Origin of the sequence: Streptomyces flavalbus, assembly GCF_042674625.1 — a bacterium.
Classification (GTDB): domain Bacteria; phylum Actinomycetota; class Actinomycetes; order Streptomycetales; family Streptomycetaceae; genus Streptomyces; species Streptomyces flavalbus.
The window spans coordinates 7177839-7191906 of sequence record NZ_JBHTEB010000001.1 but is presented as its reverse complement, the minus strand read 5'-3'; the positions used below and the strand labels follow the sequence as shown (position 1 = coordinate 7191906).

11 protein-coding genes are annotated in these 14068 nt (G+C 71.6%); 3 read left to right on the top strand and 8 right to left on the bottom strand.

What is annotated here, in order from left to right; translation table 11 throughout:
* Positions 1–12: 12 nt before the first annotated feature.
* The 8 genes from ACFQZ6_RS32120 to ACFQZ6_RS32085 form a co-directional block, all read right to left on the bottom strand.
* Complete coding sequence (locus tag ACFQZ6_RS32120) at positions 13–1317, bottom strand: alpha/beta fold hydrolase (RefSeq protein WP_381616332.1); 1305 nt, start codon at positions 1315–1317, stop codon at positions 13–15.
* Between the two features lie 147 nt (positions 1318–1464).
* Positions 1465–2490 (bottom strand): LacI family DNA-binding transcriptional regulator, encoded by a 1026-nt coding sequence (locus ACFQZ6_RS32115; RefSeq protein WP_381616329.1) that lies wholly within the window; start codon positions 2488–2490, stop codon positions 1465–1467.
* A gap of 79 nt (positions 2491–2569) precedes the next feature.
* Entirely contained in the window at positions 2570–3994 is a 1425-nt protein-coding gene (locus ACFQZ6_RS32110; protein WP_381616326.1) for a BNR repeat-containing protein, read from the bottom strand.
* Between the two features lie 32 nt (positions 3995–4026).
* Positions 4027–4347: an L-rhamnose mutarotase gene (locus ACFQZ6_RS32105; RefSeq protein WP_381616323.1), complete on the bottom strand. Its 321-nt coding sequence runs from the start codon at positions 4345–4347 to the stop codon at positions 4027–4029.
* A 17-nt stretch (positions 4348–4364) separates the two neighbouring features.
* Complete coding sequence (gene rhaS, locus ACFQZ6_RS32100; protein WP_381616320.1) at positions 4365–5447, bottom strand: rhamnose ABC transporter substrate-binding protein; 1083 nt, start codon at positions 5445–5447, stop codon at positions 4365–4367.
* A gap of 35 nt (positions 5448–5482) precedes the next feature.
* Positions 5483–6490, bottom strand: a complete 1008-nt coding sequence (locus tag ACFQZ6_RS32095) for an ABC transporter permease (protein ID WP_381616317.1) — start codon at positions 6488–6490, stop codon at positions 5483–5485.
* On the bottom strand, positions 6483–7523 hold the full coding sequence (locus ACFQZ6_RS32090; protein WP_381616314.1) for an ABC transporter permease: 1041 nt from the start codon (positions 7521–7523) through the stop codon (positions 6483–6485). Before ACFQZ6_RS32090 ends, ACFQZ6_RS32095 begins: the two co-directional genes overlap by 8 nt.
* Entirely contained in the window at positions 7520–9037 is a 1518-nt protein-coding gene (locus ACFQZ6_RS32085; protein ID WP_381616312.1) for a sugar ABC transporter ATP-binding protein, read from the bottom strand. Before ACFQZ6_RS32085 ends, ACFQZ6_RS32090 begins: the two co-directional genes overlap by 4 nt.
* Positions 9038–9296: 259 nt before the next feature.
* On the opposite strand from ACFQZ6_RS32085, the gene rhaI reads away from it, so the two are divergent.
* The 3 genes from rhaI (at position 9297) to ACFQZ6_RS32070 (ending at position 14064) form a co-directional block, all read left to right on the top strand.
* The gene (gene rhaI / locus ACFQZ6_RS32080; protein ID WP_381616309.1) at positions 9297–10457 is read left to right on the top strand and encodes an L-rhamnose isomerase; all 1161 of its coding nucleotides are present in this window, start codon (positions 9297–9299) and stop codon (positions 10455–10457) included.
* Positions 10458–10573: 116 nt separating this feature from the next.
* The gene (locus ACFQZ6_RS32075; RefSeq protein WP_381616306.1) at positions 10574–12613 is read left to right on the top strand and encodes a bifunctional aldolase/short-chain dehydrogenase; all 2040 of its coding nucleotides are present in this window, start codon (positions 10574–10576) and stop codon (positions 12611–12613) included.
* On the top strand, positions 12610–14064 hold the full coding sequence (locus ACFQZ6_RS32070) for a rhamnulokinase (protein WP_381616304.1): 1455 nt from the start codon (positions 12610–12612) through the stop codon (positions 14062–14064). Before ACFQZ6_RS32075 ends, ACFQZ6_RS32070 begins: the two co-directional genes overlap by 4 nt.
* Positions 14065–14068 lie beyond the last annotated feature (4 nt).

Below are 14068 nucleotides of genomic sequence, written 5' to 3'. Positions count from 1 at the left end.
GTGCCGCTGACATCACGCTTCGTCACGGGCCAGGGCCAGCAGGCGGTCCAGGACCCGTGGGCCGCCCGCGCGCACGCCGTCGTGTTCGAACTCGTCGGTCACCCAGGTGCGCAGGCCGCGGATCGCGCGGGCGGTGGTCAGGGCGTGTGCGGTGTCGACGTACATGTCGTCGTGGTAGACCGCCGCGGCCACCGGAACCTCGTTGGTGGCGAGGCGCTCGGCGTCGTACAGCGGGCGCCAGTCGGTGCGGGCGGCGAGCAGGTCGGCGGTCTCGCGCAGCGGGCGCAGGGCCGGGTCGGCGTCGAACATCCACGGGTGCACGGACTCGCCGGTGAACAGCAGCGGGGCGTCGCCCGCGAGCGCCTTGGCCGCGTCGAACTGCGGGAACTCCGCGCGCACCCGCTCCGCCGACCAGTCGGTGGGCCGCGCGTCCTGGCCGTAGATCGCCTCGTGGACGAGGGCGTACAGGGGGTGGCCCGCGTACGACAGGAGGGATTGGACCTCCTCCTGGAAGGCGTCCGAGAGGGCCGGGCCCGCGGGGGTGTTCACGAAGGCGTGTTCCAGGAGGTAGTGCAGGCGGTGGGAGCCCTCGCCGCCGCCGAGCAGGATGCCGAGGGACTGGAACGCCTCGACGGTCAGGCGGTAGCCGTTCGGCAGGACGACCTCGTGGTTCAGGAGGTGGTCGGCGATACGGCGGGCCCGCTCGACGTCCTGCGGGTAGCGGGCGTAGTGCGCGGTGACCTTGCGCTCGACGCGCGGGTAGGCGGCGCGGTAGACGTCGTCGGCGTGGGCGTCGAGGGACGGCAGGCCGCCGGTGATCAGGGCGGTGCGCAGGCCCTCGGGCGCGAGGGAGAGGTAGGTGACCGTGCAGAAGCCGCCGAAGCTCTGGCCGAGGACCGTCCAGGGGTCGCCGCCGGTCAGTTCGCGGCGGATCAGCTCGCAGTCGCGGACGATGGCGTCGGCGCGGAAGTGGGTGAGGTAGTCGGCCTGGGCGGCGGGGCCGCCGCGCAGGGGCAGGGTCTGGCGGTTGGCGGGGGTGGAGTGGCCGGTGCCGCGCTGGTCGAGGAGGAGGACGCGGTACTCCTTCAGGGCCCGGCCGAGCCACGCCTGCTTCCCGACGAAACGATTCGCCCCGAAGCCGGGGCCGCCCTGGAGGTAGACCAGCCAGGGCAGGTCCTCCTGGTGCGCCTTGTCGCTGGCGGCGACCTCGCGGCCGTACACCTCGATGGTCTCCCCGGCCGGGTCGGCGTGGTCGAGGGGCACGGTGAAGCGGCGGTCGGTGAGGACGACGCCGGGCTGGCGGTAGCTGTCGGACAACGTTGCTCCCGGGACGGACGGTGTGCGGACCGCGTCCCAGTTCAGCACACTCGGGCACGGCGGGCGGGACCGGGGATCAGGGTCGGCGGCTGAACGGCGGTTCAGCCGACGCGCCCCGGTGTCCTGAACGGCGGTTCAGCAGCCGCGTCAGCGGCCCGAGAGGCTGGAGCGGCGTACCACCAGCTCCGGCTGGAGCACCACCCGCCGGTGTTCGTGCCGCACCGGACCGCTCTCCGCCTCCGTCTCCTCAAGCAACAGCCCCGCCGCGAGGGCGCCCATGGTGACCGCGGGCTGCCGGACCGAGGTGAGCGGTACGGCGGCCGCCGCGGCGAACTCGATGTCGTCGTAGCCGACGATGGCGAGGTCGTCGGGGACGCCCACCCCGGCCGCGTACATCGCCTGGAGCACGCCGAGGGCGAGCAGGTCGTTGGCGCAGAACACGGCGGTCGGGCGGTCGGAGAGGCCGAGCAGCCGGGCCCCGGCGTCCCGTCCGGCGGCGACATCGAGCCGCTCGGTGGGCAGCTCGCGCAGCGCGTCGGGGCCGAGCCCGGCCTCGGCCAGGGCGTTCAGGGCACCGGTGCGCCGGTCCCGCACCTGGTTCAGCTCGGGCGGCCCGCTGACGTAGGCGATGGAGCGGTGCCCGGCGTCCACCAGGTGCCGTACCGCGAGCGCGCCGCCCGCGACGTCGTCGACGGAGACGGAGCACTCGGTGGCGCCCTCGGCGACCCGGTCCACCAGCACGAAGGGGATGCCGTGGCGGCGGAACGCGGCGATGTTGCGGCCGGTCGCGTCGGCCGGGGTGAGCAGCACGCCGCGCACCCGCTGCTCGGCGAAGAGGGACAGGTAGTCCGCCTCCTCGGCCGGGCTCTGGGCGCTGTTGCAGACCATCACGCCGAGCCCCGACTCGCGCGCGGCCCGCTCGGCGCCGCGCGCGACGTCGACGAAGAACGGGTTGCCCATGTCGAGGACGAGCAGCCCCATGATCCGGCTGCGGCCCGCGCGCAACTGGCGCGCGGACTCGCTGCGGACGTAGCCGAGCCGGTCGATCGCGGACAGCACCCGTGCGCGGGTCTCGCTGGCGACCGTGTCCGGCCGGTTGATGACGTTCGAGACCGTTCCCACGGAGACTCCGGCGGCGCGGGCGACGTCCTTGATACCCACCGACTGGGCCATCAGGCGGGGACCTCCTGGGATACGAGGGGCGGCGGGAGAGGCATCACACTACCGCTCCGCCGCCGGGTCGCCGCCCGCCTCATGCGGGCAGCCGGAAGTCGACGACGCGGAGCGCCGAGGGTGTCGTACCGCTGGACTTCTCCTGGTACATGAAGGACAGCACGCCGTCCTGCGCGACCCGCGTCTCGTCGATGACGACCTCGCCGAAGGCGTTGAGCCCGGCGCCGTCGAACAGCAGCCGCCAGTCGGTGTGTCCGGTGGCGGCGGAGGCGCCCGCGATCCGGCCGAAGGGGAGGACCGCGTAGGCGTTGTCGTAGCAGTCCAGGACCAGCTTGGTGCGCTGGCTGGAGTTCAGCGGGACCGGGATCTCGGTCTTCTGCCAGCCGCCGGAGGCGTTCTTGCGGACGTGGAAGGCGCGGCCGTTGGCGGTGCGGTCGGTGACGTAGTTGGTGGTGCACTGGCCGAAGCGGCCGGGGACGTAGCTGATGAGCGCGTGCGGGCGTCCGGCGGAGTCGGTGGCCTGGCTCTCCTGGTTCATCAGGGAGTGGTCCGGGTTGAGCGGGTCGACGACCAGGGCGGGGTCGGTGACCGCGACCCGGTCGGCGCCGCCGGTGGTGCCGACCACGGCCCCGGCGTTGTTGCGCCAGGTGCGGCCCCGGTCGTCGGAGTAGACGTAGCCGGTGTCGTGGTTGGTGATGCCGCCGCTGGCGCACATCACGGCGGCGTTCTGCTCGCGCCAGGTGAAGAAGGCGTGCAGTCGGCCGCCGCGGTCGTAGTCGATGCCGTGCAGGTACATGTTGCGGGCGGTGCTGGAGCCGTGCTCGCTGGTGTAGGTGCCGGTGGAGCTGGTCCACTCGCCCAGCGCGCTCCAGCGGGTGCCGTCGTACTCGGCCAGCGCGTTGCGGCCGTTGCCGGAGACCCCGGCGCGGTAGCTGAGCTGGAGGCGGCCCTCGGGGGTGGCGATGAACTGCGGGTAGGTGAACTGGCTGGTCAGGGCGAGGCCGTCGAGGGTGGACTGGGGCGCGCCGAAGCGGCTCGCGGTCCAGCTCAGCCCCGTCGGGTCGTCCATCAGTCCGGCGACGGACTTGACGTAGGTGAAGCCGTCGCTGTGTGAGTCCATGGTGAGGTGGAGGCGGCCGTCGACGCGGGAGACGCCCATGGAGATCACGTTGTGGGAGTCGTCGTAGCGCAGCGTGTGGCCGACCCTGACGGTGGACCAGGTGGTGGCGCCGAGCGGGCGGCGGGCGACGACGGCGCCCCGGTCGGCGGTGTACCAGGCGGCGTACTGGTGGCCCCGGTAGGTCAGCAGGCCGTTCTTCTGGAAGGAGTTGTTGTTGACCAGGCCGTCGTAGGAGACGAAGTACAGGGCCTGGGGGTCGAGGGTGGTGGTACCTGTCCGGGTGACGGACGGGCCCGGGGCGGCGGCGCGGGCGGCGCCGGACCCGAGGCCCGGCCCGGCCACGGCCCCCAGCAGGGCCGTGGCGATCACGGTGCGTCTCTTCATGGCTGCGGCTCTCTTCGACTGAGGGGAGGTGCTCAGGCCAGGTGGAAGACTTCGGTGAGAGGCCGCATCGCCTCGTCGGGTCGGGCGCCGTCCAGTGACTCGAAGAACGGCGCCATCTCCGCCTGCCAGCGGGCGTTGACGTCGGTGGCCTCCATGGCGGCCTGGGCGGCGGCGAAGTCCTCGGTCTCCAGGTAGCCGACCAGCAGGCCGTCCTCCCGCAGGAAGAGCGAGTAGTTGTGCCAGCCGGTGGCGGAGAGCGCGTCGAGCATCTCCGGCCACACGGCGGCGTGCCGCTCGCGGTACTCGTCGAGGCGGTCCGCCCGGACCTTCAGCAGAAAGCACACGCGTTGCATCAACGGCCCCCTGGCTCTCAGAAGTCGAACTGGTCGATGTTGTCGGCGTTGAAGACGGTCGGCTTGCCGAGGCTGATCACACCGTCCGCGCCGATGGTGTACTCGCCCATGTCACCGGCGGTGAAGGTCTCGCCCTCCTGGCCGGTGATCTGGCCCGAGGCCAGCGCGACGGCGGTACGGGCGGCCAGCTCGCCGAGCTTCGCCGGGTCCCACAGCTCGAACGCCTCGACGGTGCCGTTCTTGACGTACTTGCGCATGTCGTTGGGGGTGCCGAGGCCGGTCAGCTTGACCTTGCCCTTGTACTTGGAGCCCGACAGGTACTGCGCGGCGGCCTTGATGCCGACGGTGGTCGGGGAGATGATCCCCTTCAGGTTCGGGTACTCCTGGAGCAGGCCCTGGGTCTGCTGGAAGGACTGCTGGGCGTCGTCGTTACCGTAGGCGACCTTGACCAGCTTCATGTCCTTGTACTTGGGGTCCTTCAGCTCCTCCTTCATGAAGTCGATCCAGGTGTTCTGGTTCGTCGCGGTCTGCGCGGCGGACAGGATCGCGATCTCGCCCTTGTAGTCGAGCTGCTCGGCGAGGAGCTGCACCTCGGTGCGGCCGAGGTCCTCGGCGGACGCCTGCGAGATGAAGGCGTTGCGGCACTCGGGCTTGGTGTCGGAGTCGTAGGTGACGACCTTGATGTCGTTGCTCATGGCCTGCTTCAGGGCCGTGCACAGCGCGCCCGGGTCCTGCGCGGAGACGGCCATCGCGTCGACCTGCTGCTGGGTGAGCGTGTTGACGTAGGAGACCTGGCCGGAGGTGTCCGTGGCGCTGGACGGGCCGACCTCCTTGTAGCTGTTGCCCAGCTCCTTCAGGGCCGCCTCGCCGCCCTTGTCGGCGGTGGTGAAGTACGGGTTGTTGACCTGCTTGGGCAGGAAGCCGACAGTCAGGCCCTTCTTCAGTTCGGCGTTCGGGTCGGCCTTCCCGGCCGCGGCGGTCTTGCCGCCCTCGTTGGCCACGTCCTCCTTGGTGGTGCCGCCGCAGGCGGTGGCGGCGAGGGCGAGCGAGGTGACGGCGGCGAGGGTCACGGAGACACGCCGGAGGGATGACTTGCGCATGGTGGGGTTCCTTTACGGGTGGGCCGGGGGGTGGGCTAGGAGGACGAGGCGGGGGCGGCGGACTGGGCCTGGCGTCCCGCTCGGGCGACGGCGATCTGCCGGGCGACCCGGGGGCCGAGCACCGACAGCACCAGCAGCACGCCGGTGACGACGATCTGCGACTGCGCGGAGACGTCCTTGAGGCTCATGACGTTCTGGAGGGCGCCGAGCAGGAAGACACCGGCGATGGCACCGCCGAGGGTGCCCTTGCCGCCGTCGAAGTCGATGCCGCCGAGGAGTACGGCGGCCACGACGGACAGCTCCAGGCCGGTGGCGTTGTCGTAGCGGGCGCTGGCGTAGTGCAGCGCCCAGAAGACGCCGGTCAGCGACGCCATCAGGCCGGTCAGCGTGAACAGGATGAGCTTCTGCCGCTTGACCCGGATACCGGCGAACCGCGCCGCCTCCTCGCTCGCGCCGATCGCGAACAGCGACCGCCCGAACGGGGTGGCGTGCAGCGCGACCACGGCGATGGCGAGCAGCACGAGGAACGGCAGGAGCGCGTACGGGATGAACGTGTCGCCGATGCGTCCGGCGGCGAAGTCCAGGTACGGGGTGGGGAAGTCGGTCACCGCGTCGGAGCCGAGCACGATCTGCGCGATGCCCCGGTAGGCGGCGAGGGTGCCGATGGTGACGGCGAGGGACGGCAGCCCCAGCCTGGTGACGAGCAGGCCGTTGACCAACCCGCAGACCACGCCGAGCAGCAGGCAGATGGGGATGATCGTCTCGATGGTCATGCCCTGGTTCCACAGGGCGCCCATCACGGCGCCGGAGAGCCCGGCGGTGGAGGCCACCGACAGGTCGATCTCACCGGAGACGACCAGCAGTGTCATCGGCAGGGCGATCAGCGCGATCGGCAGGGTGTTGCCGATGAGGAAGGACAGGTTGAGCGCGTTGCTGAAGCCGTCCACGGTGGTGAAGGAGAACAGCAGCAGGACGATGAGCAGGGCGCCGACCACGGTGTCCCAGCGGATCGCGCGATGTGCCAAAGAAGCGGACTCAGGCATGGCGGGCGTTCCTCTTCTTCAGTGCGGTGGCCACGCGCAGCGCCACGATCCGGTCGACCGCGATGGCGAGGATGAGCAGGATGCCGTTGATCGCGAGCACCCAGACCGAGCTGACGCCGAGGGCGGGCAGCACGCTGTTGACGGAGGTCAGCAGCAGGGCGCCGAGGGCCGCGCCGTAGACGCTGCCGGAGCCGCCGGTGAAGACCACGCCGCCGACCACGACGGCGCTGACGACGGTCAGCTCGTAGCCGTTGCCGGTGCCGGAGTCGACGTTGCCGAACCGGGCCAGGTACATCGCCCCGGCGAGTCCGGCGAGCGCCCCGCAGAAGGTGTACGCCGTCAGGATGCGCTTGCGGACGGGGATGCCCGCGAGCCGCGCGGCCTCCGGGTTGGAGCCGAGCGCGTACAGCTCCCGGCCGCTGCCGAAGTGCTTGAGGTAGTAGGCGGTGGCGACCAGCACGGCGAGCGCGATCAGCGCCAGGTAGGGCACCGCGGAGAGGCCGCCGGAGCCGAAGTCGACGAAGTCGCCGGGCAGGTCGGCCGCGGTGATCTGGCGGGAGCCGACCCAGATGGAGTCGATGCCGCGGATGATGTAGAGCGTGCCGAGGGTGACCACCAGGGCGGGCACCTGCCCGAGGCTGACGAGCAGACCGTTCAGCAGGCCGAAGCCGATGCCGAGCAGCACCGCGAGCGCGATGGCGACGACGGGGTTGCCGCCGCCCTGGAGGTAGGTACCGGCCGCGAAGGCGCTGATGCCGAGGGTGGAGCCGACGGACAGGTCGACGTTGCGGGTGATGACGACCAGGGACTGGCCGGTGGCGACCAGCACCAGGATGGTCGCGTTCAGCAGCAGGTCCTTGATGCCCTGCTCGGAGAGGAACTCGCTGTTGCCCGCCTGGGTGACGGCGATCATCACCAGGAAGACGAGCAGGATCGCCAGTTCCCGCATCTTGAAGACACGGTCGACGAGCCGGGTGCCACTCGACTTGGGGACGTCGACCACGGGGGTCTTCTCGGGGGTGGTCACCGTCATGCGGCGGCCCTCCCGGTGGCTGCGGCCATCACGGTTTCCTCGGTGGCTTCGGAGCGCGGGATCTCGGCGGTGAGGCGGCCCTCGTGCATCACCAGCACGCGGTCGGCCATGCCGAGGATCTCGGGCAGGTCGGAGGAGATCATCAGGACGGCGACGCCGTCGGCGGCGAGCTGGGACAGCAGCCGGTGCACCTCCGCCTTGGTGCCGACGTCGATGCCGCGGGTCGGCTCGTCGACGATCAGCACCTTGGGCCCGGTGGCGAGCCACTTGGCGAGGACGACCTTCTGCTGGTTGCCGCCGGAGAGGGTGGCCACCGCGTCGGCGATCCGGGCGTACTTCACCTGGAGTTTGACGGCCCAGTCCAGGGACCGGCTGCGCTCGGCGCCGCGGTCCATCAGGCCCGCCCTGACCGTCGTACGGAGCCCGGTGAGGCCGATGTTGCGCTCGATGGACATGTCCATCACCAGGCCCTGGGCGCGGCGGTCCTCGGGGACCAGCGCGAGCCCGGCGGCCATCGCGGTGGACGGGGCGCCGTTGGTGAGCGCGCGACCGTCGAGTTCGACCTCGCCCGCGTCCCAGCGGTCGATGCCGAAGACGGCGCGGGCGACCTCGGTGCGTCCGGCGCCGACGAGCCCGGCGAGACCGACGATCTCCCCGCGGCGCACCTCGAAGGAGACGTCGGTGAAGACGCCCTCGCGGGTGAGGCGGCGGACGCTGAGGGCGACCTCGCCGGGGGTGACGTCCTGCTTGGGGTACAGCTCGTCGAGGTCGCGGCCGACCATGCGGCGCACCAGGTCGTCCTCGGTCATGCCGTCGAGGGGCTCGCTGGAGATCCAGGCGCCGTCGCGCAGGGTCGTCACCCGCTGGCAGATCTCGAAGATCTCCTCCAGCCGGTGCGAGATGAACAGCACGGCGGCGCCCTGCTCGCGCAGGGTCCGTACGACGCCGAAGAGGCGGGCGACCTCGCTGCCGGTGAGGGCGGCGGTCGGCTCGTCCATGATGAGGACGCGGGCGTCGAAGGAGAGGGCCTTGGCGATCTCGACGATCTGCTGGTCCGCGATGGACAGCCCGCGGGCCGGGCGGTCGGGGTCGAGTTCGACGCCGAGCCGGGTCATCAGGGCGAGGGTGGCCTCGTGGGTGGCCTTGTGGTCGATGCGGCCGAGGGCGCGCCGGGGCTGGCGGCCCATGAAGATGTTCTCGGCGATCGACAGGTCGGGGAAGAGCGTGGGCTCCTGGTAGATCACGGCGATTCCGGCGTCGCGGGCGTCGCCGGGTCCGTGGAAGACGACGGGCTCACCGTCGAGCAGCACCTGGCCGGCGTCCGGCCGGTGCACCCCGGCGAGCGTCTTGATCAGGGTCGACTTGCCGGCGCCGTTCTCACCGGCGAGGGCGTGCACCTCGCCGGGGAACAGCTCCAGGGAGACGTCCCGCAGAGCGCGTACCGCGCCGAAGGACTTGGAGACGTCCTCGAGCGCAAGCACCGGCGCCGAACCCGTGTCGGACGGGTGGGTCATGGGGGCTCCTCGACGACGCGGCGCGAACGGCGAGGCGTCCCACACGGCGTCGTGAAAGGTTTCAACTGGGTTGCCGGGACGTTAGGCAGGCAGGGCGGCGCACGTCAATGGTTCCGTGTCGAAAAGTTTTCGATACCCGAAGGTCACGACCGAGTCACGGAGAGACGGGTTGGTCAGAGTGCTTGACACCCCTGCTGGCGGCTCATAACTTGCCGTTCTGAATCGTTTCATCAATGTCGTTCGCCACAGGAGCCCTCAAGTGACCGATGTCGCCGCGGTGAAGGCCGCCCTGAAGACCCAGGCCATCGAGACGCCGTCGTGGGCGTACGGGAACTCGGGGACCCGTTTCAAGGTGTTCGCCCAGGCCGGTGTGCCCCGCGACCCCTTCGAGAAGCTGGCCGACGCCGCCAAGGTGCACGAGTTCACCGGGGTCGCCCCGACGGTCGCCCTGCACATCCCCTGGGACAGGGTGGAGGACTACGCCGCGCTGGCGAAGTTCGCCGAGGAGCACGGGGTGCGGCTCGGCGCCATCAACTCCAACACCTTCCAGGACGACGACTACAAGCTGGGCAGCGTCTGCCACCCGGACGCGGCGGTCCGCCGCAAGGCCGTCGACCACCTGCTGGAGTGCGTCGACATCATGGACGCCACCGGCTCCCGCGATCTGAAGCTGTGGTTCGCCGACGGCACGAACTATCCCGGCCAGGACGACATCCGCGCCCGGCAGGACCGGCTCGCGGAGGCGCTGGCCGAGGTGTACGAGCGGCTCGGGGACGGGCAGCGGATGCTGCTTGAGTACAAGTTCTTCGAGCCCGCGTTCTACACGACGGACGTGCCGGACTGGGGGACGGCGTACGCGCACTGCCTGAAGCTCGGGCCGAAGGCGCAGGTCGTGGTCGACACCGGCCACCACGCGCCGGGGACCAACATCGAGTTCATCGTGGCGACGCTGCTGCGGGAGGGGAAGCTCGGCGGGTTCGACTTCAACTCGCGGTTCTACGCCGACGACGACCTGATGGTGGGGGCGGCCGACCCGTTCCAGCTCTTCCGGATCATGTACGAGGTGGTGCGCGGGGGCGGGTTCACGCCGGACGTCGCGTTCATGCTCGACCAGTGCCACAACATCGAGGCGAAGGTCCCGGCGATCATCCGGTCGGTGATGAACGTGCAGGAGGCCACGGCGAAGGCGTTGCTGGTGGACCGGGAGGCGCTGGCTGCCGCGCAGGCTTCGGGGGATGTGCTGGGAGCCAACGGTGTGGTGATGGACGCGTTCAACACGGACGTGCGGCCGCTGCTTCGTGAGGTGCGGGAGGAGATGGGGCTCGCCCCTGAGCCCATGGCCGCGTATGCCCAGTCCGGGTGGGCTGAGCGGATCGTGGCTGAGCGGGTTGGTGGGGAGCAGGCCGGGTGGGGGGCGTGAGCGGCTGCCGGGTTCTGTTCGTCGCGGACTGCGGGCTGAGTGTGGCTGGTCGCGCAGTTCCCCGCGCCCCTGAAGGGGCGCTCACCCTCCCCTCTCTTGAAAAGGACTGAATGATCATGGCAACGCACCCCGAAGCCGCCGCCCTCCTCGCTCGTTCCCATCGGCTCGGTGCCGATCCCCGGAACACCAACTACGCCGGGGGCAACGCCTCCGCCAAGGGCACCGACACCGATCCCGTCACCGGGGGTGAGGTGGAGCTGATGTGGGTGAAGGGGTCCGGTGGGGATCTCGGGACGCTCACCGAGGCGGGGCTCGCCGTGTTGCGGCTCGACCGGATGCGGGCGCTCGTGGACGTCTACCCGGGCGTGGAGCGCGAGGACGAGATGGTCGCCGCGTTCGACTACTGCCTGCACGGCAAGGGCGGCGCCGCCCCCTCCATCGACACCGCGATGCACGGGCTCGTCGAGGCCGCGCACGTCGACCACCTGCACCCCGACTCCGGGATCGCGCTGGCCTGCGCGGCGGACGGCGAGAAGCTGACCGCCGAGTGCTTCGGGGACACCGTGGTGTGGGTGCCGTGGCGGCGGCCCGGCTTCCAGCTCGGCCTGGACATCGCCGCCGTGCAGGCCGCCAACCCGCAGGCCATCGGCTGTGTCCTCGGCGGACACGGGATCACCGCCTGGGGCGACACCTCCGAGGAGTGCGAGCGCAACTCGCTGCACATCATCCGCACCGCGGAGGCGTTCCTGGCGGAGAAGGGGAAGGCGGAGCCCTTCGGGCCCGTCGTCGAGGGGTACGAGGCGCTGCCCGAGGCCGAGCGGCGGGAGCGGGCGGCGGCGCTGGCGCCGTACGTGCGCGCCCTCGCCTCCCAGGACAAGGCGCAGGTCGGGCACTTCAACGACTCGGACGTGGTCCTCGACTTCCTGGCCGCCGCCGAGCATCCGCGGCTCGCCGCGCTGGGGACGTCGTGCCCCGACCACTTCCTGCGCACCAAGGTCCGCCCGCTGGTCCTGGACCTGCCGCCGACCGCGCCGCTGGACGAGGCAGTCGCCCGGCTGAAGGAGCTGCACGCCGAGTACCGCGAGGAGTACGCCGCCTACTACCAGCGGCACGCCGAGCCCGACTCCCCCGCGATGCGCGGCGCCGACCCGGCGATCGTGCTGGTGCCGGGCGTGGGCATGTTCTCCTTCGGCAAGGACAAGCAGACGGCGCGGGTCGCCGGGGAGTTCTACGTCAACGCCATCAACGTGATGCGCGGCGCGGAGGCCGTGTCGACGTACGAGCCCATCGAGGAGTCGGAGAAGTTCCGCATCGAGTACTGGGCCCTTGAGGAGGCCAAGCTCCAGCGGATGCCGAAGCCGAAGGCGCTGGCCACCCGGGTGGCGCTGGTCACCGGCGCGGGCAGCGGCATCGGGAAGGCGATCGCGGAGCGGCTGGTCGCCGAGGGCGCCTGTGTGGTCGTAGCGGATCTGAACGGGGAGAACGCGGCGGCCGTCGCGGAGGAGCTGGGCGGTCCGGACAAGGCCGTCGCGGTGACCGTGGACGTCACCTCCGAGGAGCAGATCGCGGAGGCGTTCAAGGCGGCCCTGCTCGCGTTCGGCGGGGTCGACCTGGTGGTGAACAACGCCGGGATCTCCATCTCCAAGCCGCTCCTTGAGACGTCCGCGAAGGACTGGGACCTCCAGCACGACATCATGGCGCGCGGCTCGTTCCTGGTGTCGCGGGAGGCGGCGCGGGTGATGACCGCGCAGGGCCTCGGCGGTGACATCGTCTACATCGCCTCGAAGAACGCCGTCTTCGCCGGTCCGAACAACATCGCCTACTCCGCCACCAAGGCCGACCAGGCCCACCAGGTGCGCCTCCTCGCCGCCGAACTGGGCGAGCACGGCATCCGCGTCAACGGGGTCAACCCGGACGGCGTGGTGCGCGGCTCGGGCATCTTCGCGGGCGGCTGGGGCGCCAAGCGCGCCGCCGTGTACGGGGTGCCGGAGGAGAAGCTGGGCGAGTTCTACGCGCAGCGCACGCTGCTCAAGCGCGAGGTACTGCCGGAGCACGTCGCGAACGCGGTGTTCGCGCTGACCGGCGGGGAGCTGTCGCACACCACCGGCCTGCACGTCCCGGTCGACGCCGGTGTCGCCGCCGCGTTCCTGCGGTGAGCGGGACCGTGAAGTCGTACGCCGCGGTCGACCTGGGCGCCTCCAGCGGGCGGGTCATGGTCGGCCGCGTCGGCCCCGACAGCCTGGAGCTGGCCGAGGCGCACCGGTTCGCGAACCGGCCGGTGCGGGTGCCGGAGGGGCTGCGCTGGGACGTGCTCGGGCTGTACGCGGGCGTGCTGGACGGGCTGCGGGCGGCGGGGCAGGTCGACTCCGTCGGCATCGACAGTTGGGCCGTGGACTACGGCCTGCTGGACGCCGACGGGGCGCTGCTCGGCAACCCGGTGCACTACCGCGACGCCCGCACCGAAGGGGTCGCGGAGAAGGTGTGGGCGACCCTGCCCGCCGCGGAGCTGTACGGGGCAACCGGGCTCCAGTACGCGCCCTTCAACACGCTGTACCAGTTGGTCGCCGCCCGGGACTCCGCGCAGTTCGCGCACGCCGAGCGGCTGCTGCTGATCCCGGACCTGCTGGCGTACTGGCTGACCGGCGAGCAGGGCACCGAGCTGACCAACGCCTCCACCACCCAGCTCGTCGACCCGCGCACGCGCACCTGGTCGACCGGGGTGGCCGAGCGGCTCGGCGTCGACCTGGGCCTGTTCGCGCCGCTGCGGCAGCCCGGGGACGCGGCCGGGCTGCTGCGGGCGCCGGTGCTGGAGGAGACGGGGCTGCGCGGGCCGGTGCCGGTGCGGGCGGTCGCCTCGCACGACACGGCGTCCGCGGTGGCCGCCGTCCCCGCGGTCGGTGAGCGGTTCGCGTACATCTGCACCGGCACCTGGTCGCTGGCCGGTCTGGAGCTGGACGCGCCGGTGCTGACCGAGGAGAGCCGGGCCGCCAACTTCACCAACGAGCTGGGCATCGACGGCACGGTCCGCTACCTGCGCAACATCATGGGTCTGTGGCTGCTCCAGGAGTGCGTACGCGCCTGGGGCGAGCCGGACCTCGGTGAGCTGCTGCGGGAGGCGGCCCGGGTCCCGGCGCTGCGGTCGGTGGTGGACGCGGGTGACGCGGCGTTCCTGGCGCCGGGGCGGATGCCGGAGCGGATCGCCGAGGCGTGCCGGGCGTCGGGGCAGCCGGTGCCCAAGTCCCGGGCGGAGATCACGCGCTGCATCCTCGACTCCCTCGCGCTGGCCCACCGGCGGGCCGTCGAGGAGGCGCAGCGGCTGGCCGACCACCCGGTGGACGTCGTGCACGTCGTGGGCGGCGGCACCCGGAACGCGCTGCTGTGCCAGCTCACCGCCGACGCCCTGGGGCTGCCGGTGGTGGCGGGCCCGACGGAGGCGGCGGCGTTCGGCAACGTGCTCGTGCAGGCGCGGGCCGACGGCCTGGTGGGCGACCGGACCGACATGCGGCTGCTGCTGAAGCGGACCCAGCCGCTGACCCGGTACGAGCCGCGCGGTGACACGGAGCGGTGGCACGCGGCGGCGGCCCGGCTCGCCACCGCGCACCAGTGAGCCG

Bases quoted from the DNA above. Each gene is read 5' to 3' on its own strand.
- ACFQZ6_RS32115 (WP_381616329.1), bottom strand. From the start codon at position 2,490: ATGGCCCAGTCGGTGGGTATCAAGGACGTCGCCCGCGCCGCCGGAGTC.
- ACFQZ6_RS32110 (WP_381616326.1), bottom strand. From the start codon at position 3,994: ATGAAGAGACGCACCGTGATCGCCACGGCCCTGCTGGGGGCCGTGGCC.
- ACFQZ6_RS32105 (WP_381616323.1), bottom strand. From the start codon at position 4,347: ATGCAACGCGTGTGCTTTCTGCTGAAGGTCCGGGCGGACCGCCTCGAC.
- rhaS (WP_381616320.1), bottom strand. From the start codon at position 5,447: ATGCGCAAGTCATCCCTCCGGCGTGTCTCCGTGACCCTCGCCGCCGTC.
- ACFQZ6_RS32095 (WP_381616317.1), bottom strand. From the start codon at position 6,490: ATGCCTGAGTCCGCTTCTTTGGCACATCGCGCGATCCGCTGGGACACC.
- ACFQZ6_RS32090 (WP_381616314.1), bottom strand. From the start codon at position 7,523: ATGACGGTGACCACCCCCGAGAAGACCCCCGTGGTCGACGTCCCCAAG.
- ACFQZ6_RS32085 (WP_381616312.1), bottom strand. From the start codon at position 9,037: ATGACCCACCCGTCCGACACGGGTTCGGCGCCGGTGCTTGCGCTCGAG.
- ACFQZ6_RS32075 (WP_381616306.1), top strand. From the start codon at position 10,574: ATGGCAACGCACCCCGAAGCCGCCGCCCTCCTCGCTCGTTCCCATCGG.